The 21,453-nt window shown below is 72.1% G+C and carries 10 protein-coding genes and 1 pseudogene; 2 read left to right on the top strand and 9 right to left on the bottom strand.

Going from position 1 to position 21,453, the window contains the following annotated elements; all coding sequences use genetic code 11:
• Positions 1–152: 152 nt before the first annotated feature.
• Entirely contained in the window at positions 153–1,937 is a 1,785-nt protein-coding gene (locus AB0I18_RS20615) for a serine hydrolase (RefSeq protein WP_363106975.1), read from the top strand.
• Positions 1,938–2,262: 325 nt separating this feature from the next.
• Here the strand turns inward: AB0I18_RS20615 and AB0I18_RS20610 are convergent, their stop codons facing one another.
• From AB0I18_RS20610 to AB0I18_RS20600, 3 genes are all read right to left on the bottom strand, one after another.
• On the bottom strand, positions 2,263–3,156 hold the full coding sequence (locus AB0I18_RS20610) for an alpha/beta hydrolase (protein WP_363106974.1): 894 nt from the start codon (positions 3,154–3,156) through the stop codon (positions 2,263–2,265).
• 938 nt (positions 3,157–4,094) lie between these two features.
• Positions 4,095–4,481 carry a hypothetical protein gene (locus AB0I18_RS20605; protein ID WP_363106973.1) on the bottom strand — a complete coding sequence of 129 codons (387 nt, stop codon included), beginning with the start codon at positions 4,479–4,481 and terminating at the stop codon, positions 4,095–4,097.
• Positions 4,482–4,565: 84 nt separating this feature from the next.
• Positions 4,566–5,249 carry a hypothetical protein gene (locus AB0I18_RS20600; protein WP_363106972.1) on the bottom strand — a complete coding sequence of 228 codons (684 nt, stop codon included), beginning with the start codon at positions 5,247–5,249 and terminating at the stop codon, positions 4,566–4,568.
• Positions 5,250–5,545: 296 nt separating this feature from the next.
• Between AB0I18_RS20600 and AB0I18_RS20595 the strand changes: the two genes are divergently transcribed.
• Positions 5,546–5,773 (top strand): hypothetical protein, encoded by a 228-nt coding sequence (locus tag AB0I18_RS20595; protein WP_363106971.1) that lies wholly within the window; start codon positions 5,546–5,548, stop codon positions 5,771–5,773.
• Here AB0I18_RS20595 and AB0I18_RS20590 read toward each other — a convergent pair.
• The 6 genes and pseudogenes from AB0I18_RS20590 to AB0I18_RS20565 form a co-directional block, all read right to left on the bottom strand.
• A pseudogene (locus tag AB0I18_RS20590) lies at positions 5,769–5,993 on the bottom strand (transposase); the annotation flags it as partial. The gene AB0I18_RS20595 and the pseudogene AB0I18_RS20590 sit on opposite strands and share 5 nt — an antisense overlap.
• Before the next feature lie 6 nt (positions 5,994–5,999).
• Positions 6,000–6,398 (bottom strand): DUF2267 domain-containing protein, encoded by a 399-nt coding sequence (locus AB0I18_RS20585; RefSeq protein WP_363106970.1) that lies wholly within the window; start codon positions 6,396–6,398, stop codon positions 6,000–6,002.
• 148 nt (positions 6,399–6,546) lie between these two features.
• Positions 6,547–8,127: an NAD(P)/FAD-dependent oxidoreductase gene (locus AB0I18_RS20580; RefSeq protein WP_363106969.1), complete on the bottom strand. Its 1,581-nt coding sequence runs from the start codon at positions 8,125–8,127 to the stop codon at positions 6,547–6,549.
• A gap of 101 nt (positions 8,128–8,228) precedes the next feature.
• The gene (locus AB0I18_RS20575) at positions 8,229–10,472 is read right to left on the bottom strand and encodes a serine/threonine-protein kinase (protein WP_363106968.1); all 2,244 of its coding nucleotides are present in this window, start codon (positions 10,470–10,472) and stop codon (positions 8,229–8,231) included.
• A gap of 60 nt (positions 10,473–10,532) precedes the next feature.
• Positions 10,533–11,390 (bottom strand): oxygenase MpaB family protein, encoded by an 858-nt coding sequence (locus AB0I18_RS20570; RefSeq protein ID WP_363106967.1) that lies wholly within the window; start codon positions 11,388–11,390, stop codon positions 10,533–10,535.
• A gap of 34 nt (positions 11,391–11,424) precedes the next feature.
• Positions 11,425–21,450: an SDR family NAD(P)-dependent oxidoreductase gene (locus AB0I18_RS20565; RefSeq protein ID WP_363107038.1), complete on the bottom strand. Its 10,026-nt coding sequence runs from the start codon at positions 21,448–21,450 to the stop codon at positions 11,425–11,427.
• Positions 21,451–21,453: the final 3 nt, after the last annotated feature.

The raw sequence follows: 21,453 nt of genomic DNA, 5'->3' as shown, positions 1-21,453 counted from the left end.
GTCAGATTTCTCGGGTGTCGACGCCGAGTCCCGCGCCGCACGCCGGCCACCCCTTGCGCATGCTTGACACACTCAGCGACTGACACGAAAGTTTCACTCCGCACGGTGAAACCGGAAAGATACTTTCAGACGGCGCGGCGGGAGGCTCCTCGGTGAACGAAGACGCAGCGGGCAGAGAGACCGGCGGACTGACCCGCCGTCAAGTGGGCGGCCGTCTGCTGGCCTTGGGCGGCGGCCTCGCCCTCGTCCCCTTCCCCGCGGGACCTGCGGCGGCACAGGGCACCGGCGCGGCGCGCCCCACCCTGCGCCGCGGCTCCGCCGAACGGGCCGGACTGCTCGCCGGGCATCTGCGCCAACTGGTGGCCGACGCCGAGACGTTCCTCGGCCCCTCCCCCAAGTACCCCTGGTACGCGGGTGCCGTGCTGCTCGCCGGACGCGGCGGCACGGTCGCCCTGCACCAGCCGATCGGCAAGGCGGTGCGCTACTCCGCGTACGACGAGAAGACCGACACCGGTGTGGAGTTCGCCGCCGACCAGCAGATCCCGATGGCCGAGGACACGGTCTTCGACCTCGCCTCCGTCTCGAAGCTGTTCACCTCGATCCTCGCCGTGCAGCAGATCGAGCGGGGCGCGCTGGCGCTGGAGGCGAAGGTCTCCTCGTATCTTCCGGACTTCGGCCGCGCGGGCAAGCAGGACATCACGATCCGTCAGCTCCTCACCCACACCTCTGGGTTCCGCGCCTGGATCCCGCTCTACAACGCGCCGACCCACGAGGAGAAGCTCCAACTCATCTGGAACGAGGCGCCGCTCAACCCGCCGGGCACCACGTACCTCTACTCGGACCTCAACCTGATCTCGCTCCAGCTCGTCCTGGAAGAGATCACCGGGCATCCGCTGGACGTCCTGCTCCGGACCGAGATCACCGCGCCCCTCGGTATGCGCCGCACCCGGTTCAACCCGCCCGCCTCCTGGAAGCCGAAGATCGCCGCCACCGAGGACGCCCGCAAGCCCTGGTCCGGGATCGACCGGGGCCTGGTGTGGGGCGAGGTGCACGACGAGAACGCGTACAGCCTGGGCGGCGTCGCGGGGCACGCCGGGGTCTTCTCCACCGCCTGGGACCTCGCGATCCTCGGCCGCACGCTGCTCAACGGCGGTGTGTACGGCAAAGCCCGCATCCTGTCGCCCGAGTCGGTGGAGCTGATGTTCACCGACTTCAACACCGCCTTCCCCGGCGACGAGCACGGTCTCGGCTTCGAGCTCTACCAGCACTGGTACATGGGCGCGATGGCCACGCCGCGCACCGCCGGCCACACCGGCTTCACGGGTACCTCCCTGGTACTCGACCCGACAACCGACTCCTTCCTGATTGTGCTGGGCAACTCCGTTCACCCTGTGCGCAGTTGGCGTTCCGGTTCCGCTCCCCGGGTCGCCGCCGCGAACAACCTCGCGCGGGCCGTGCCGGTCCGGCCCGCGCACGGACGTACGGCCTGGTTCTCCGGCATGGCGAACACCACGACCGCGACACTGACGCTGCCCGCGCTCGGCCTCGGCGCCGGAGGCCGCCTGCGCTGCGCCCTGTGGTGGGACACGGAACCACAGGCGGACGCCCTGTTCCTGGAGTCCTCGGCGGACGGCGGAACGACGTGGCAGCCGGTGCCCTTCACGACCGCGCGCCACGGCGAGGATCCGCGGGAGCACCCGGCCGGCTCGGTCACCGGCTGGTCGGGCCGGTTGTGGCGGCGGCTCACCGCGGACCTTCCGGCGGGCGGACAGCTCACGCTGCGCTGGCGGTACGCGACCGACGGGCGGTACGTGGGCCGCGGTTCGTACGTCGACAGCCTGCGGGTGGAAGCCGGTGACGACGTGCTCTTCGACGCGTCACGGCCGGCGGAGGCCGCTCGGATCGAGGCGGTGGGCTGGGCTCCCTCGGCGGACTGAGCTTGATCCTTAACGTCCGGACTGATCTCGCTCGTGCAGACTGCTGGGGCGTTTGACGGCTTTGCCGACGTCGTGGCGGGTGGCGGGTGCAGGTTCTCGGAGCCGGGTGGGCGTCCGGGGCCGGGGCGGCTGGGTTTGGGCACGCGGGCCGAGCGGGCGACACGAAGCCGCTGATCAGCGGATGGAGGGCTCACTGCTTGCCCTGCCGAGACCGTAGGCCCTGTGCTGATGGCCTCCGCGCGGATTTCACGCACGTCCGGTCGACAGATTTCGAGTTCCGACCCGGCAGCGTGTTGTCACAAGGACTGTCGGCCCCTGTCAGCGGTCAGGCGGTGAGTGCCGTGCGCAGGGTGGTGGCCATCAGATCGATGGCTTCCTTCCCGGCCGGTGCCGGGCCGATGTGGGTGAAGTAGTGGTCGACACCCTCGAAGCAACGGTGGGTGACCGGAACGCCGGCAGCTTCCAGGGCCTTGGCGTACGCATCGCCCTCGTCGCGCAGGCGGTCGTTCTCCGCGGTGATGACCAGGGCGGGCGGCAGCCCGGCGAGGTCGTCGGCCAGTCCGGGCGACACCAGCGGATGGGCGAGGTCAGCGGGATCAGGGACGTAGGCGGCGGTGAAGACCCGCATGAGCTGAGGGGTGAGCAGGGGCTTGACGATGGGTGACTGCTTGGCGGCCGGATCGGCGAGCTGGTCGAGCGGTGCCGAGTCGATGATCTGGAGGCGGGGCATGAAGGTGCCGCGGTCCCGAGCGGTGCGGCAGACCGCGGCGGTCAGGTTGGCCCCGGCGCTGTGTCCGCCCACGGCGAGTCGTGAACCGTCCCAGTTGTTGGCGGTGCCGTTCTCGGCCACCCAGGCGGTGACGTCGTACGCCTGGGTGACGGGTGCGGGGTACGGCCGCTGCGGGGCGACGGCGTAGTCCACGTTGATCACCACACAGCCGGCCGTGGCGGCTATGTAGCGGCAGATGTGGTCGTCCTGCTGAGGGCGGGCGATCACGAACCCGCCGCCGTGGAAGTTGACGTACACGGGGGCAGGGGCCGCGGCGGTGGCCGACGGGCGGTAGACGGTGCACGTCACCGGTCCGGCGCCGGTCTCCACCCGGATGGATTCCGTGTGCTTCGGGATGTCGGTGAAGCGCAGATCCTCGTGCACGCGGCTCATCATTCGGCCGAGCAGCAGCTGAACCCCTCGGGCCTGGATTCTGGGCCTGAATGGCATGACTGGACCTCCCTCGCTACAACATTAAAATAACAGGATTCCTGATGATGGAGGCTCGTCGCTGATCACGCAAGGGGCAACCACGAGCCGACTGCCGAAGGGGGATGGAGGCTCCAGCCGTAGTGCCCCGCCTGTTCGCCTCTCCTGGGTGCGCAGCAGAACGGTGCCAACCATGGCGGCAACCATGGCGCGCAGCTGGACGGACTCTCGATCTTCGGTACCGGCGCGGCTGTGGGGCAGCAGAGAAGGTTGATCGCTCTCGGTGCAGGGAAGCGTGACTCCCTACACACAGCATCTGACAGCAGACGCACCCTCACGGCCTTCGTCTTGGTCCCGTGCACCTTGGTTCGGTGGCCGGCCCGAAGCCGCTGTCAAGTTCGAGCCTCTTGCCGTAGCAGCTGTTCATGTTCTTCTGCAGGGCTCTGACCCCGGCACCGGTGTGCCCGTACTGCAGGTAGCAGTAACTCGTGTGGTTCACGACGTTGATCGGCAACACGACGTGCAGGCCCGACCCGTTCTGTACCGTTACGGATCCGGTGCACACCGGAATACGGGCAAGGGCGGCGGCCGGGACCGCTTCTGGTTTACCGCCGCGGCCTTGTTGAGCTCAACTGCCGCTACCGCGGGGACCACGAGAAGCCGCCCTGCCGCTGGACGCTGACGTTACCGATCTTCTCCGCACTGGGCACCGTGCCCACCCCCTGCCAGGCCGGAGCGCGGCCCGGGAGTGGGGATGGAAGCGACCGTCAGCTTTCGTGGGCACGGTGGCGGGGTTGAAGACTGCTCCTGTGCCGTCTGTGGCGGCGGTGTCGCTGCAGACGGCTTATCCGTGGCGGACGTTCCGCTGGTACAGGGATCAGAAGCACTATTCGGGCAACTACTGGTCGGCCACGGTCCGGGTTCATGTGATCTACGCATCGCGTCTGGAGCTCGCTCGACTACTGTTTGCCGAATTTGGGCCCTCGGTACACAGCATGGTGGCCCAGCCGCTCCTGCTGCCGTACACGCTGCGTCATGACGATTGCGGGGATACCGAGCGCCAGCAGCATCGGGATCGCGGCGACGATCCCGAACCAGAGGAAGAGCGCGAGATAGCCGTAGGCGGCGTTGTCCACGTCCGCGTCCGCCTTCACCAGTAAGACGATGCTGGCCACGAACGCGACCATCATGAGAGCCGCGACGGCGATCGCGAGCCAGAGCAGGACGCCGGCCCGACGCCGGTACCCGGCACCGACCTCATGGAACCGTGGCGGCCCGTAGTACCCGCCGGGCGGACCGGGCAAGGGCCTTGGCGCCGGGCGTTGGGCCGGCCACTGATCAGACATGAGGCCCAGTTCTACGGTGCGCGGCCCCGGAACACCAACTTCCGCCGCCACAGCACGCACCGCGCCGGAGCGTCGTCCCCCGGGTCACTTCTTCACCGAGTCCCATGCGCCGGCGTTGAAGCTGCGCAGGAGGGCGATCAGCGCGGCCCCGAGCCGCCAGTCCACACCGGGGGCGTGTACGTGCAGTTTGTCGCCCTTGGACCTGAACTCCAGCGGGACCTGCCCGTTCGCGCGCCACCGGATGCGCCGGGGTGCGCGTGCGAAGCCGCCCTCGTTGTTAGGGACGCTGTCGAAGACGCTCATCACGAGGACCACCGTCATCAAGGGCAGCAGGAACCACCACATCCACCACCATACGATCCTCCCCTTGAAGCCGACCGCGTCGGAGCCGCCGGGCTGGTGCACGGTCCAGCGGGTGCGCAGGCCCCTGCCGCGGAGCGCCTTCTCGCGCATGAGCGTGCCGATGACCTCGCCGTGCGCGCCGAGCACCTGAAACCTCGCGACGCCGCCGCCGGCCGACAGGGTCACCACGGTGGCCACCCGCTCCCGGCGTTGATCGTCGGCCCACAGGGCGAAGGAACGGGCCCCGCCGCCCCGGGCCGCAAGGTACGCGGACGTGCCTCCCGGCGGCAGTTCGCGCTCCACGTACACGACCGACGACGCCGGCCCCGACCCGTCGGAGAAGCTGACCATGTCCGCCACCTTCGCCTGGCCCTGGCCGTCGACTCGTCTCGGCCCGCCGCCCATGGTCAGTACGTTGCTGCTCATCCGACGTGCTCCAAGTGGTAGTCGCGTGCCAGGCCGACCCAGTCTGTCTCACCCGTCACGCGGCCCCGCACCCGGAGGCCCTTCGGGGCCCATCCGCAGATCAACTGCATGTCCCCCGTAGCCAGTTCGAGGATTCGGACATGACCGTGAGACAGACCGACTACGAAACTGCGTGAGACAGCGCATGGTTTCCGCAGGTCACAGTGGAGCCGTAGGACCCGAACCGCGAGAACCTGCACCGTGGCTGTCATCCATCTCGGTCGAGCGCAGTCGATCGCCTTGGCCAACTGTTCGGCGTGGGTGTCGAGCAGCGGCTTGAGCGCGCGGTAGTAGGGGTGGTCGTCCGCGTTTTTGAGCCAGTGGCAGACGTTGTGCCGCTGTCGGCTCCAGACCTCGCGGAGTTCGGGACCGTGTGCGATGTGCGCCGGGCAGGGCGCGAACTCGAGCTCGCCTTCGGCGACTCGGGTCCAGATGCAGACGCTGACGGCGAGGTGCTTTCGGTCGTCAGCCCGGTGCTCGAGTGATGTAGACCATCGGCTGCTCGTGGCTGAGCAGGAGGCCGATGAGCAAAGCGGCACCGCCGTGGTTGATGTCCACCGCCCACAGGGCGTCCTCGCAGAGCGCGAGTACGTCTGCGATCAGCTCCAGCAGTGCCGGTTCGTCGTTGAAGACCCGGCGCGAAAGAAGGCGCTCGCCGATCTTACGAAGGACCAGCTCAAACCCACGCTTGGAAGGTAGGGCCAGCTCAGTTCAAGAGGGCATGGGACGGCCGAAGAGCAGGTCGTAGCCGGGCGGGAGCTGGAGGAGGATCCGGTCCAGCAGGTCGTCGTCCCCCGCGAGGTCCGCGATGACGCTGAGGAGGGCGCTGACGTCCCAGGTCGCGGTCCGTTCCGTGGCGCCCTCGATCCAGGCCGCCGAGGCCCGGACGAACCGCTCGGGCGAGAGCGGCTCATGCGCGGGGAGCGGGTTGAGCAGGACGAGGGCGCACGTCTCGGGAAGACGGTCGGCCAGCTCGGCCCGCACGTCACCCACCAGATGGGCGCCCAGCAGGGCCAGGACCACGCGGGCGGTTCGTTCGGCTTCTTCGGGTGAGGAGTACTCGCCGCGCTCCTGGATCTCCTTCAGGAACGCTTCCCAGCGCATGCGCATGACGCCTCCTCCGGCCGGCCCACGGCCCCGCGCCCGCGTCCTGGCGTCCTGTCTGCGCAACGGGGCCCGCTTGCTGATTCCCGTCCCCTGTCGGGGTACCCCCTCGGGCCGCGACGCATGCAGCACGGTCGGCGCCTCAGGGCCGACGTCACTCCAGTCCCAGGGCTTTGAGATCTTGGAGCACCGCCATGGCCGCGTTGTGACCGGGCACCCCGCTCACCCCGCCGCCGCGTACCGCGCCCGCACCGCAGAGCAGCACGTTCGGGTGCCGGGTCTCCACGCCCCAGCGGCCGGTGCCCTCCTGTGCGTAGGGGAAGGCGAGGTCGCGGTGGAAGATGTTGCCGCCGGGCAGCCGCAGGTCGCGCTCCAGGTCGAGGGGGGTCTTCGCCTCGATGCAGGGGCGGCCGTCCGCATCGGTGGCGAGGCAGTCGGCGAGCGGTTCGGCGAGGTGTGCGTCCAGCTGACCGAGGGTCGACTTGAGGAGTTCCTCGCGTACGCCGTCGTTGTCCCGGGCGAAGAGCCGCGCGGGGGTGTGCAGGCCGAAGAGCGTGAGTGTGTGGTAGCCCTGCTGCACCAGGTCCGGGCCGAGGATCGTCGAGTCGGTGAGCGAGTGGCAGTAGATCTCGGAGGGCGGGGCCTCGGGCAGCGTCCCGGACGCGGCCTGTGCGTGCGCCGTCGCCAGCTGCTCGTACCCCTCGGCGATGTGGAACGTCCCGGAGAAGGCCTCGCGCGGATCGACGGACGTGTCGCGCAGCCGGGGCAGCCGCCTCAGCAGCATGTTCACCTTGAGCTGGGCGCCCTCGGCGGGTGCGGGCGGCTCGTCGCCGGTGAGCCGGGCGAGCTCCTGCGGGGAGGCGTTGACGAGGACGTGCCGGGCCGCGACGGTGCCTTCCCCGTCCTCGGTCCGGTACGTGATCTCGGCGGCGCGGCCGTCGGTCTCCACCCGGACCGCCTCGTGCCCGGTCGCGATGACCGCGCCCGCGCCGCGCGCCGCCCCGGCCAGCGCGTCGGTGAGCGCACCCATACCGCCTACCGGTACGTCCCAGGCGCCCGTTCCCCCGCCGATGACGTGGTAGAGGAAGCACCGGTTCTGTCGCAGGGACGGGTCGTGGGCGTCCGCGAAGGTGCCGATGAGTGCGTCGGTGAGCACGATGCCGCGTACGAGGTCGTCGGCGAAGGTGTCCTCGACGGCGGTTCCCAGCGGTTCCTCGAAGAGGAGCCGCCAGGCCTGCTCGTCGTCGATACGGCGGCGCAGTTCGTCCCGCGTGGGCAGCGGTTCGGTGAGTGTGGGGAACACCTGCCGGGCGACCCTGCCGGTCATTGCGTAGAAGCTCTGCCAGGCCCGGTACTCGCGGTCCGAGCCGGTCAGCCGGGCGAAGGCCTCCCGGGTGCGCCGTTCGCCGCCACCGACGAGCAGTCCGGTGTGCCGGCCTTCGCGCTCGACGGGGGTGTACGAGGACACGGTGCGGCCGCGGACCCGGAAGTCGAGGTTCAGGTCCCGCACGATCTTCCGCGGCAGCAGGCTGACCAGGTACGAGTACCGCGACAGGCGGGCGTCGATCCCGGCGAACGGCCGGGTGGACACGGCGGCGCCGCCGGTGGTCCCCAGCCGCTCCAGGATCAGGACGGACCTCCCGGCGCGGGCCAGGTAGGCGGCGGCGACCAGACCGTTGTGGCCTCCGCCGACGATGACGACGTCGTATCCCCGGTGTCCCTCATGTACAGGCATGTCTCTTGGTAGCACGCGATGATCTAGGTCGGCCAGAGATGCGCGGCAGGCGGCGGGCGGCCGACCGGACGCACCGGACGAGCGGCGGGAGAGGCGCCGCGTCAGTGGGCTCCGGATGCCCGCTGCTGCCGCAGCGCCGCCACCCTCCGGTACAGCTCGACCGCCTCCGCGCCGCGGCCGAGCTGTTCCAGGCAGTGGGCCTCGTCGTTGCGGCTGGCGAGGGCGTCGGGGTGGTCGGTACCGAGGACGCGTTCGCGGGCGGTGGCGACGTGGCGGTACTCGGCGAGGGCGTCGGCCCAGCGGCCGAGCCAGCCGAGGCCGACGGCGACCTCGCGGCGGCTGACCAGGGTGTCCGGGTGGTCGGGGCCGAGCACCCGCTCGCGGATCGCGCACACGTCACGGGACTCGGCGAGGGCCTCCTCCCAGCGGCCGAGCCGGCCGAGGTTGACGCCCAGGCCGTGCCGGGCGCGCAGGGTCTCGGGGTGGCCGGGACCGTGGACACGGGTGCGGTCGTCGATCAGGGCCCGGTACAGCTCCAGGGCCTGGGCGCTGCGGCCGAGCCGGCCGAGGCTGATGCCGACCTCGTAGCGCGCGGCGAGTGTGTCGGGGTGGTCAGGGCCGAGTGCCTGCGCCCGCGCCTCGGCGACCTCCTGATAGGTCTGGAGCGCCTCCGGCCAGCGGCCCAACTGGCCCAGTGCGTACGCGACTTCGTAGCGGGTGACGAGGGTGTCGGGATGGTTCCTGCCGAGCACCCGGGCGCGGGCCGCGGCCACTTCGCTCGCCATCCGGTACGAGTCCTCCAGTCGTCCGAGCCGGCTCAGGTTGAAGGCGAGGTTGTGGCGGCAGCGCAGGGTGTCGGGGTGGTCGGGCCCCATGGCGCGCTCCCGTGCGGCGAGCACGGACGTGTACACCTGATGCGCCTCGAAGTGGCGGCCCAACTGCCCCAGCACGTACGCCATTTCCTGCCGGGCGGCCAGCGTGTCGGGGTGATCGGTGCCGAGCACGTGCTCCCTGGCCTGGGCCACGTGGGTGTATTCGCGCAGGGCGTCGGCCGGGCGGCCGGTGCGGCTGAGGGTGAAGCCCACTTCGTAGCGGCTGGCGAGTGTGTCGGGGTGGTCGGGCCCGAGCGCGTGCTCCCGTTCGGCGGCGACCGCGCGGTGCACCTCGCCGGCCTCGGCCCAGCGGCCGAGCCGCCCCAGGCTCAGTCCCGCGTTGTGCCGTCCGGTGAGAGTGGTGATCAACTCGGGTGACGGAGTGGGCCGTTCGGCCGGAACCGGCTGCTGGGTGCCGCGGGTGTCGGTCCGGGCGATCCAGTCGCCGGTGAGGCCCGCGGCGGAGTCGGGCGGTGTGATGCGCAGGCCGCCCGCGCCGGTCGCCTTGTGACCGGTGGTCATACCGCGGGTCCAGGAGGGCAGGCGCGTGCCGCGCGCGGCCGGCTGCTGCGTCGCTGGGTGCCGCACGGGAGAGGACACCACGGTCGGCACGTACGCCGGGGTGCTGCGGCCCTCGCTGATCCGTCGGCCCAACTCACGGGCGTCGTGCGGCCGTTGCCCCGGCTCTTTGGCCAGCAGGTCCAGGATGATCCGCTCCAGGTACTCCGGGAGTTCGGCGCGGTGGGTGCGCGGCGGCTCGGGAGTCGTGTCCCGGTGCCCGACGAGGACCGCCCACGCGTCGTCGAGGTCGAACGGCGGGGCCCCGGTGGCGATCTCGTACAGCACGCAGCCGAAGGAGTAGAGGTCGCTGCGTTGATCGACGTTGGTGCCGCCGATCTGTTCCGGCGACATGTAGTGCGGGGTGCCCATCGCGATGCCGGTCCCGGTGAGGCGTCCGGTGAGGCCGATGTCGTGGCCGAGGCGGGCGATGCCGAAGTCGCAGATCTTCACCGTGCCGTCGTCGAGACGCATGATGTTCGCGGGCTTCAAGTCTCGGTGCACGATGCCCTGTTGATGGGTGTACGCGAGGGCGGCTGCCACCTGCTCGGCGACGTCCACGACATCGGCGACCGGCAACGGATGGTTCTTGTTGTCCTCCATCAACTGGCCGAGGTTTCGCCCCTCCAGCAGCTCCATCACCAGATACAGCACGCCGTCGGACTCGCCGAAGTCGTGGACCACGGTCACCCCGCGGTGCTGCAGGGCCGCGGCCACCCGGGCCTCGCGGCGAAACCGTTCCCGCAGCACATCGGTGAAGGAGTGGTCGTGGTGCTGTCCCAGCGGCTTGAGGCACTTCACGGCCACCTGTCTGCCCAGCGACTCGTCGCGGGCACGCCACACCTCCCCCATCCCCCCTCGACCGATCAGGTCGAGCAACCGGTACCGGCTCTGGATCAGCCTGGTCTCCCCCATCTCCTGCGATCGCCCCCGTCGTTCGGCCATGCCCTCCCCTGGCTCGTCCAGTATGGCGAGCTATCGTCCGAGTTTGTACGGGGCCGGGCGTGAGCCGGGGCCGAGCCGTGACATGGCGCGGATAATGTGTTTGGGCGGCAGTTGCCAGCGCAGACGTGCGGGAACGCCGCGCAACACGGTTCCGGTGAGGCGGAGTTGGCGGGTCACCGTTTCGGGCGGCGGTACGGATCTGCCGTACAACTCGTGGGCGAACGGCGGCAGCGACGCGTACGCGACCTGCGCCACGTGCCGCCACAGCAGTGCGCGTGCCGGGACGAGCAGCGGGTGGGCGGGCGGCCTGCGCAGGAAGGCGTCGACGTCCCGCGCCTCCGGTCCCGCGGCCAGCTCGGGCCGTATCTTCTCGAAGTACGCCGCGAGTTGTGCCTGGTCAGCGGGTACGTCGTCGGGGTCGAGGCCCACCAGCCGGGCACTGAGGCGGTGTTCGCCGATGTAGCGGTCGGCCTGCTCGTCGGTGAGGCGGAACCCCGAACGCCGCCCGACATGGAGGTAGGAGTCGATCTCGGCACAGTGCACCCAGAGCAGCAGCTCGGGTTCGTCGATCCGGTAGCGCTCCCCGGTGTCGGGGTCGGTCGCCGTGAGCATCGTGTGAATCTTCCGCACTCTGGCCCCGGCCTTCTCAGCTGCCTCCTTCGTCCCGTACGTGGTCGTGCCGACGAAGTTGGCGGTGCGCAGCAGCCTGCCCCAGGCGTCCTTGCGGAAGTCCGAGTTCTGCGTGACACCGCGTACCGCGCGCGGGTGCAGGGCCTGGAGGTAGAGCGCGCGGATGCCGGCGACCCACATCATCGGGTCGCCGTGCATCTGCCAGGTCACGGATTCTGGACCGAAGAGTCCCGGGTCACCTGTGTGAGAAGCGTCCACATCAGCAGGTGTGCCCAGCTTTTCTCCTCGGCACTCAGCGCAAACCCTTGAGCCACTCGTGCACGGTCCTCGCGGTCGTCTCCCCGTGTTCCTCGATCATGGAATGGTGGTCGCCGGGGACGTCCACCACGTCCAGTGGTACGGGCCACCTGGTCTGCCAGGTGTCGGGGACGTTCCTCGGGTGGTCGGGGTCGGCCGGAATCAGTTCCGAGGCCCGGACCAGGAGGGCGGGTGTGGTCAGGGGGCGCGGCTGCCACGTCTCGAAGAGGGAGAAGTACGAGGCCATCGCGGTGAGCCGCATACCGGTCATGCGGCCGAACTCGGCCTCGCGTTCGAGGGAGCGTTCCTCCATGACATGGACGATGTAGTCGGTCTGCGGGGTACCGGCCAGGTAGGTGTCCAGCATGACCACTCCGACGGCGGGCGTGCCGAGTTCCTCCAGGCGGGTGGCCACCGCGTACGCGAGTGAGCCCCCGGAGGACCGGCCGGCCAGGGCGAACGGCGTGCCGTCCATGCCGCGGGCGATCGTGTGGGCCGCGTGGTCGACGGCCGCCTCGACGCTGCCCGCGACGAGTTCGTCGGCGGTGAACCCCGGCATCATCAGGGAGTACGTGCTGCGCAGGCCGCGCAACGGCCGGGCGAGGCTGACGAATTCCTGGTCGCTGGCCCAGACGGAGGTGGACGGCAGGCCGACGAGGGCCGGGAGGCGGTCGCCGTCGCCGTCGCCGAGTTTGACCAGGCCCGGCGCCCTGCCGACCTGGTCGGCCGAGGTGAAGGCGGGGCGCAGGCCCGCCGAGTTCATCAGGACCTTGCCCGCCTGGTCGTACCGGCCGACGGTGACGGCGTGCCGGTAGAGCGCTTCGACGGCGCCCGCGACGGCGGTGGTCGGGTCGGTCGGGACGGCGGCCCGCGTGGGCTCGGCCGCGGGTGCGGCGAACTGCCGGTTCAGGGCCGTGGCCAGTGCCGCGCAGGTCGGATGGTCGAAGACGAGCGTGGGCTGCAGCCGCAGACCGGTGGCGGCGGCCAGCCGGTTGCGCAGTTCGACGGAGGTCAGCGAGTCGAATCCCAGCTCGCCGAAGGCCCGGTCGGCGTCGATGCCGTGGTCGGCGCCGTGTCCGAGCACCCGGGAGGTCTCGGTGCACACGAGTTCCAGCAGCGCGGCCTCGCGCGCGGCGGTGTCGAGTCCCGCCAGGCCCGCGGCTCCCGGCCGGTCGCCGCCGCGCACGGCGGTCCGGCGGGTGGTGGGGCCGCGGACCAGGCCGCGCAGAACGGCCGGAATCCGTTCCGTGGGTATCGGTTCGGAGGTCCTCAGAGCGAGGCGGAGCGGGACGATCAGGGGTTCGTCCGGCACGGCCATGGCCCGGTCGAGGGCGTCCAGTCCCGACTCGGCGGCGAAGGGCAGCAGTCCGCTGCCCGACAGTCGGGCTCGTTCGGTCGCCTCCAGTGCGTCGGCCATGCCGCCGGTCCCCTGCCACGGGCCCCAGGCGAGGGAGAGCGCGGGCAGGCCCTGGGCCCGGCGGTACTGCGCCAGGGCGTCGAGGAACGCGTTGGCGGCGGCGTAGTTGGCCTGGCCCGCGCTGCCCAGTACCCCTGCCGCGGAGGAGAACAGGACGAAGGCGGTCAGTCCCAAGTCGGCGGTCAGGTCGTGCAGTTGCCAGGCGGCGTCGGCTTTGGGAAGCAGGACCGTGTCGACCCGCTCCGGGGTGAGATCGGTGACGAGGCCGTCGTCCACGACGCCGGCCAGATGGACCACACCGGTGAGGGGGTGCTCGGCGGGGATGCCTGCCAGCAGCCGTACGAGTGCTGCGCGATCGGCGACGTCGCACGCGGCGAACGTGACCCGGGCGCCGGCCTCGGTGAGGTCGGCGGCCAGTGCCTCCGCGCCGGGGGCGGCCGGCCCGCGCCGCCCCGCCAGCAGCAGGTGCCGTACGCCGTGCCGGGTCACGAGGTGGCGCGCCACCAGGGTGCCCAGGGCTCCGGTGGCGCCGGTGACCAGGACGGTGCCGTTCGCGTCGAACCGCGCGGACGGGGTGCCTGCGGTCGCGGCCGCCTCGCGCTCGGCCGGTGGGGTGCCGTCCGCGGCCGGGGCGTCGGCGGTCGCGGCCGGGGCGTCGGCGGTCGCGGCCGGGGCCGTGGTGATCTCCGGCATCCGGGTGAGCCGGGGTGTGTGGGCGGTGCCGGAGCGCAGCGCGAGCTGGGGTTCGCCGGTGGCCAGGGCGCTCGGCAGGGCGGCGAGTGAGGTGTCCGCGTCGTCCAGGTCGACCAGGACCACCCGGCCCGGATGCTCGGCCTGGGCCGCTCGGGTCAGGCCCCACACGGCGGCGGAGGCCGGGTCCGGCCCACGGTCGTCCGGGCCGACGGCGACGGCGCCGTGCGTGACGAGGATCAGCCGGATGTCGGCGAGCCGGTCGTCGGCGAGCCAGAGCCCGAGGGCGGCGAGCGCCTGATGGGTGACCCGGCGTGCCGCCGTGCCGGGATCGTCGTCGTCGGGCGCCTCGCAGAAGACGACGACGGCGGTGGGCGCGGGCGCACCACTGTCGATCGTCTCGGTGAGGGACCGCGGGTCGAGGTACGGGACGACGCTCAGGCCGGTGGCGGCGGCCAGCCGGGGCCGCAGTTCTCGCGGGTCGAGGCCGAGCATGCCCCACTCCCCCGGTGCCTGCCCGGGCGCGGCGGCGGGGAGTGGCACGGCCGGCCACTCCATTCGGTACAGGGACTCGCTCCGCGACGGGCCGGTGCGGGCCGGGACGGCGGCGGGCGCGCGCAGGGTCAGGGCGTCGACGGTCAGGACGGGCTCGCCGTCGGGGGTGGTGAGCCGTACCGAGACCGCGCCGTCTCCCGTGGGGGCGAGTCGGACGTACAGCTCGGTCGCTCCGGTCGCGTGCAGCCGGACGCCGGACCAGGCGAAGGGCAGTCCCGCGGGAACGGCGGTGCCCTCGGGCCCGTCCGTGCCCAGGATGCCGAGGGCGAGTGGCTGGAGGGCCGCGTCGAGCAGCGCCGGGTGGACGGCGTAGCCGTCGGTGCCGTCGTGCGGGACGTCGTCCGGGCCGGAGCGAGCGGCGCTGTCGACGTCGGTGCCCGGGTCGGTGCCTGTGCCGGCGGGCAGGGCGACCCGGGCGTGCAGTTCTCCGTCCACCTGCCACAGATCGGTCAGTCCCCGGAAGGCCGGGCCGTAGTCGAGGCCCGCCGCGGCGGTCCCGGCGTAGAAGTCGTCCAGTGGCACCCGGTGGCCGTCGGACGGCGGCCGGGCGTGGGTGGGGTCGGCGGCCGGTACGGCGGTGAGGGCGGCCGGGGTGAGGACGCCGGTGGCGTGCCGGGTCCACGGCCCCTCGGGCGGCTCCTCGGGCCTGGCGTGGACGGTGAAGGGGCGTCGGCCGCTGTCGTCCTCGGCGTCGACCGACAGCTGGAGGGCGATGCCGCCGCGTTCGGTCAGCGGCAGCGGTGCGTGGATGACCAGTTCGTCGAGCCGGTCGCAGCCCACGTGGTCGCCGGCGTGCAGGGCCAGTTCCACGAACGCGGTGCCGGGCAGCAGTGGCGTGCCGCCCAGCGCGTGGTCCGCCAGCCAGGGGTGGTCGCCGAGGTCGAGGCGGCCGGTGAGCAGCAGTCCGCCGGAGGCGGGCAGCGTGGTGACGGCGCCGAGCATCGGATGGCCCGCCGTGGTCAGGCCGATGGACGAGGCGTCCTTGCCGCCGCTCCCGCCCAGTACGCGCAGCCAGAAGCGGCGGTGCTGGAAGGCGTAGGTGGGCAGCGGGACCGTACGGGCGCCGCTGCCCGCGAAGTACCCGTCCCAGTCGACGGCCCTGTTCTCGACGGCGAGCCGCGCGACGGCCGCGACCAGGGCGTCGGCCTCGCCGCGGTCACCGGACCGCAGGGCGGCCAGGCAGGTCACGGTGTCCTGCGTGTGGTCGACGGCGGTCTCCTCGGCCATCGTGGTCAGGGCACCGCCGGGGCCGGCTTCCAGGAAGGTGCGCACCCCGCGGTCGAGCAGGGCGCGCACCCCGTCGACGAACCGGACGGTGTCACGTACGTGCCGTACCCAGTAGCCGGGTGCGCACAGTTCGGCGGCGGAGGCGGGGGCTCCGGTGATGTTGGAGATGACGGTCAGCGTGGGCTCGTGGAATTCGACCTGGACCAGGACCGCGGCGAAGTCGGCGAGCATGGGCTCCACGAGCGGAGAGTGAAAGGCATGGCTGACCGCGAGTGTCCTGGTCCGGTGGCCGCGCCCCACGAACTCGGCCGCGACCTCCAGGACGGCGTTCTCCGGGCCGGAGATGACCACCGAGGAGGGTCCGTTGACGGCGGCGATGCCGACGCTGGGGTCCGAGTGGGCGGCGAGCACCCCCACCGCGTCGGTCTCGGCCACCTGTACGGCCAGCATGGCTCCGCCGGGCGGCAGCGCCTGCATGAGCCGGCCTCGGGCGGCCACCACCCGGCAGGCGTCGGTGAGTGACCAGACTCCGGCGACGTGGGCGGCGGCGAGTTCTCCGACGGAATGGCCGATCAGCACGTCGGGGCGGATGCCCCAGCTCTCCAGCAGCCGGTACAGCGCCACTTCCACGGCGAACAGAGCGGGCTGGGTGAACTCGGTCCGGTCCAGTTCCCGGTGCCGTCCGGGGTCCGCGGAGAAGACGACGTCGCGCAGCGGGCGGGGCAGCAGGCCGTCGAACTCGGCGCAGATCGCGTCGAAGGCGGCGGCGAAGACGGGGTGCCGCTCGTACAACTCGCTGCCCATGCCCGGCCGTTGGGAGCCCTGGCCGGGGAAGATCACGGCGAGCGGGGTCTCCCGTGCGGGGGCGCGGATCACACCGGTGGCCGGCGATGCGGCGGCGAGTGACTCGAGCCCCGAGAGCAGTGCGGGCAGGCTGTCGCCGACGACGGCCGCGCGGTGGGTGAGGGCGCTGCGGGTGGTGGCGAGCGAGTAGGCGATGTCCCGAGGGGCGGCACCGGGTCGTTCCCGCAGATCCGCGAGAAGGCGTGCGACCTGGTCTTGCAGGGCGTCTTCGGTGTGTCCCGAGATCAGCCAGGGCAGCGCACCGGAAGAGGCGGCGGCACGGGGCTCCGCGGCATCGGGCACCCGCGGGACGTGGGCTTCCCCGCCGGCGCTCACAGTTCCGGCGGCGCTCGCAGCTCCGGCGGCGCTCGCAGCTCCGGCAGCGGCCGCCTCCTGGCCGGCCGCGGCGCACCGCGCGGTGGCCTGGTCGGCGGCGACGGGCTCGTCGGCGGGCTCCTTCAACGCCCGCTCCCCGGCGGTGACTTCATCCGCCGGGCGCTCGGGCCTGTCGCCCGCGACGGCCTGGTCCGGGGCCTGTTCGAGGACGAGGTGGGCGTTGGTGCCGCTGATGCCGAACGACGACACGCCCGCCCGGCGCGGGCGGCCTGTCTCCGGCCATGGCTGACGCTCCGTCAGGAGCCGTACCGTGCCCGCCGACCAGTCCACCTGACTCGTCGGCTCGTTCACATGCAGGGTGCGGGGCAACACACCCTCCTGAAGTGCCATCACCGTCTTGATGACACCCCCGACCCCCGCGGCGTACTGGGTGTGGCCGATGTTGGACTTGACGGACCCGAGCCACAGGGGCCGGTCGACGGGCCGGTCGCGGCCGTACGTCGCCAGCAGGGCCTGCGCCTCGATCGGGTCGCCCAGCCGGGTCCCCGTCCCGTGCGCCTCGACCGCGTCCACCTCCGACGGCGAGAGTCCCGCGCTCGCCAACGCCGCCCGGATCACCCGCTGTTGGGACGGACCGTTCGGCGCGGTCAGACCGTTCGACGCACCGTCCTGGTTCACCGCCGAACCGCGCACGACCGCCAGCACCCGATGACCGTTGCGCCGCGCGTCCGACAACCGCTCCACCACCAGCACGCCGACGCCCTCTCCCCAGCCGGTGCCGTCGGCTGAGTCCGCGAACGCCTTGCACCGGCCGTCGGAGGACAGTCCGCCCTGGTTGGCGAACTCGGCGAAGGCCCCCGGAGTGGCCATGACGGTGACGCCGCCCGCGAGCGCGAGGTCGCACTCACCCGCCCGCAGGGCCTGCCCCGCCAGGTGCAGGGCGACCAGGGACGAGGAGCAGGCCGTGTCCACGGTGACCGCGGGTCCTTCGAGACCGAGCACATACGAGACACGGCCCGACATGACGCTGCCGGACGAGCTGGTCAGTGCGTAACCGCTCGCGAGGGACGCGGAGTTCATCAACAGGGCGCCGTACTCCTGCGGGGTTCCGCCGACGAACACGCCCGTGCGGCTGCCGCGCAGCGACAGCGGGTCGATGCCGGTCCGCTCGACCGCCTCCCACGACACTTCGAGCAGCAGTCGCTGCTGCGGGTCCATGGACAGCGCCTCACGCGGGGAGATGCCGAAGAACTCGGCGTCGAAGTCGCCGGCGTCGTAGAGAAAGGCGCCCTGTCCGGTGAGGGTGGTCTGCTGTCCGGGGTCGTAGAGGGAAAGGGCCTCCCAGCCGCGGTCGGTGGGGAAGTCCGCCATCTCGTCCCGGCCTTCGGCGACGAGTCGCCACAGGTCTTCCGGCCCGCGGACACCGCCGGGGTACCGGCAGGCCATGCCGACGACGGCGAGCAGGTCGTCGTCCGCCGGCCTGCGGTGGGCCGGCGGAGATCCGGGGTTCGCCGCTTCCGCGGCACCCAGGAGCTCGCCGCGCAGGAGGGTGGCGAGGGCGGTGGGGGTGGGGTGGTCGAAGACCAGGGTGGCGGGCAGCCGCAGGCCGGTGACCGTGTTCAGCCGGTTGCGCAGCTCCGTCGCCGTCAGCGAGTCGAACCCCAGGTCCTTGAACGGCCGGTTGGCCGCGACCTGGGCCGCGTCGCTGTGGCCGAGTACGGTCGCGGCCCGCGACCGCACCAAGTCCAGCAGTGCCGCGCGCTGTTCGGGCTCACTGAGCCCGGCGAGGGTGTCCCGCAGCAGGCCGCCCGCGGTGCCGTCGTCGCCGTCGGCCCGGTCGGCGTCGGCCCGGTCGCCCCGCAGCGCACGGGCCGCCTCGGGGATCTCCTCGATCAGCGGACGGCGCCGTGCCAGCGCGTAGACGGGGGCGAACCGCTCCCAGTCCATGTCGCTGACGGTCAGCGCGGTCTCGCCCTGTTCGACCGCCTCCCGCATGACCTCGATCGCCGACTCGGGCCGCATCTGCCGTACGCCCAGCCGCTCCAGCTGGTCGGCCAGCGCGCCGAAGCCCTCCAGCATGCCACCGCCCGCCCAGCCGCCCCACGCCAGCGACGTCGCCGTCAGGCCACGTGCCCGCCGCTCGAACGCGAGCCCGTCCAGGAACGCGTTCGCGGCGGCGTACGTACCGTTGCCCGCGCTGCCCCACACGGCCGCGCCCGACGAGAAAAGCACGAACGCGTCCAGGTCGAGACCGGCCGTCAGGACGTCCAGATGGCGGGCGCCCTCCGCCTTCGCCGCCATGCCGTCCGCCAGCTCCTGCGGCTCGACGGCGAGCGCCGGACCGTAACTGGTGGAGCCGGCGGCGTGCAGGACGGCGCTCAGGGGCCACCGCTCCGGTACGTTCGCGAACACGGCCGCCAGGGCGTCCCGGTCGGCCACGTCGCAGGCCGCGAGCGTCACTTCGGCTCCGAGCGCCCGCAGTTCCTCGGCGAGTGCGTCGGCTCCGGGTGCTTCGGCACCGCGACGGCTGACCAGGAGGAGGTGCTCCGCGCCCTCGGCGGCCAGCCACCGGGCCAGGTGGGCGGCTATGCCGCCGGTGCCGCCCGTGATCAGTACGGTGCCCCGCGGCTTCCACGGCCGTACGGGGCCGCGGTCGGCGAGCGGGGCGCGTACCAGTCGTCGTGCGTAGGCCGCGGGGCCGCGGATCGCCAACTGGTCCTCGCCCGCGGCGGCTCCGGACAGCAGGGCGGCCAGCAGGGTGGCGGCGCTCTCGCTCCAGTCGCGCGGCAGGTCGATGAGCCCGCCCCACCAGTCGGGGTGCTCAAGCCCGACCACCTGACCGAGCCCCCACAGCCGGGTCGCCTCCGACCGTACGGCGTCGCTGGTGGCCACGGCGGCGGCGCCCCGGGTCAGCCACCACAGCGGGGCGTTCACGTCCGCCGCGCGCAGGTCCCGCGTCAGGGCGAGGGCGTCGGCGGCCGTCTCCGGCAGAAGGACGACACCGGCGTACTCACCGGTGGCGGTGTCTGTTCGCGGTTCCGCGGAGACGGTCACCTCGGCACCGGCGGTGCGCAACGCCTCGGCGACCTCTTCCCCGTCGCCCCCGTCCGGCGCGACCACCAGCCACCGTCCCGACAGGAGAGTGCCCTCGGTTGCCCGGACGGAGGGGCTGACGCGCCGCCAGGCCACCCGGTAACGCCAGTTGTCGACCACCCTGCCGGTCGCGGCCCGGGCGCCCGCGGAGCTCGGCGCCTCCATCCAGTAGCGCTGGTGCTGGAAGGCGTAGGTGGGCAGATCCACCGGCCGGGCACCACTCCCGGCGAACCACTCCCGCCAGTCGACCGAGGCCCCGTGCACATACGCCTCGCCCAGCGACAACAACAGCCGCTCCGAACCGCCTTCCCCGCGCCGCAGCGTGCCGGTCACCGCCACCTCACGCCCCACCGCCTCCGCCGTCTCCTGCACCGCGGACGTCAACACCGGATGCGGACTGATCTCCACGAACAGGCCGTGCCCCTGCTCCAGCAGCACCCGCGTCACCCGTTCGAACTCCACCGGCTGCCGCAGATTCCGAAACCAGTACGCCCCGTTCAGCTCCGCGGTATCCAGCCGGTCCCCGGTCACCGCCGAATAGAACGCCACCCGTGACGGCACCGGCGTGACGTCACCCAGCAACCCGGCCAGTTCCTCCCGCACACTCTCCACGTGGAAGGAGTGCGAGGCGTAGTCCACCGCGATCCGCCGCGCCCGTACGCCCTCTTCCCCGGCCCCCGCCAGCAGTTCCTCCAGCGCGCCGGTCTCGCCCGCGACGACCACCGAGGCCGGGCCGTTGACCGCCGCCAGATCGATGCGGCCTTCCCAGCGCGCGAGCGCCTGCCGCACGTCGTCGGCGGGCAGTTGCACCGACGCCATCCCGCCGCGGCCGGAAAGCGCGAGGATCGCCTGCGAGCGGAGAGCGACCACCTTGGCGCCGTCCTCCAGCGTCAGCGCCCCGGCCACCACGGCTGCGGCGATCTCCCCCTGGGAGTGCCCGACCACGGCGGCCGGCTCCACCCCGTACGAGCGCCACACCTCGGCAAGAGACACCATCACCGCCCACAGCACCGGCTGGACCACGTCCACCCGGTCCAACTCCCCACCACCGCGCAGGACTTCGGTCAGTGACCAGTCCACGAATGGGGACAGGGCCTGCTCGCACTCGGCCATCCGCGCCGCGAACACCGGCGAGGACTCCAGCAACTCCACCCCCATCCCCACCCACTGCGACCCCTGACCGGGAAACACGAACACCGTCCTGGCCTTGGTGCCCGTCCCCGTGACCACGCCCGGCAGCTCCGCTTCCTCGGACAGGGCGCGCAGCCGGTCCAGGAAGCCGTCGCGGTCGTCGGCGAGGAGCACGGCCCGGTGTTCGAGGGCGGCGCGGGTGGTGGCGAGGGAGTACCCGATGTCGGTGGCTGTGGGCTCCGGGTGCTCGGTCAGATGGTCGTGGAGACGGCGGGCCTGGTCGCGCAGGGCGGTTTCGGTGGCGGCCGAGAGGGTCCAGGGGAGAGGTCCGGTGAGGCGTGCGGTCTTCTCCGGTTCCGCCTCGGGTTCGAGCTCGGCCTCGGTCTCGGTCGCGCCATCGGTCTCGGGCTGAGGCTGGTTCTGTGACTGGGGCTGGGTCTGGAGCTGGGGTTCTGGTGCCTGTTCGAGGATGAGGTGGACGTTGGTGCCGCTGATCCCGAACGACGACACACCCGCCCGCCGCGCACGCCCCACCTCCGGCCACTCCCGCGCCTCGGTCAGCAACTCCACCGCACCCGCAGACCAGTCCACCTCCCCCGACGGCGCATCCACATGCAACGTCCGCGGCAACACCCCATGCCGCAACGCCATCACCGTCTTGATCACACCAGCCACACCCGACACCGCCTGCGTATGCCCGATGTTCGACTTCAACGACCCCAGAAACAACGG

It is taken from the genome of Streptomyces sp. NPDC050704 (genome assembly GCF_040654355.1).
Taxonomy (GTDB): domain Bacteria; phylum Actinomycetota; class Actinomycetes; order Streptomycetales; family Streptomycetaceae; genus Streptomyces.
Note: the sequence above shows the minus strand (reverse complement) of the source record. Positions and strands in the feature narration are given on the sequence as shown.